Here is a 255-nt window from a genome sequence, read left to right as displayed (position 1 = left end):
CATTGCCGTTGATCGCATGCAGTGACGGCAATTGTGAGCGATATGTCAGCAAGTTGAGGGAGAAGGACAAGGCGTCTTTGGTTACCCCTTCATACTTGACACCCAGCTGGGTATTTTTCAATGACCAATCGGGGAGATTGACATTGCGAATACCAATCTGGTGAGGGCCAAAGTCGGTCGCCACCGTACCATTGCCGGCAAAGTTGGCTACTGTGCCGCCGTTATCCCACAGGTTGGCCATCCCTCTGAAGAAGC

Annotated in this window: 1 protein-coding gene; it reads right to left on the bottom strand. The window is 52.5% G+C overall.

Annotation, left to right across the window (positions count from 1 at the left end):
- The coding region (locus tag ACZ3HG_RS24250; protein ID WP_465335012.1) for a hypothetical protein at window positions 1-255 on the bottom strand (255 nt) is incomplete at both ends.

It is taken from the genome of Erwinia sp. PME.40.26/001, assembly GCF_055556675.1.
The sequence above is the reverse complement of the archived record's forward strand: the minus strand, read 5'-3'. Positions and strand labels throughout refer to the sequence as shown.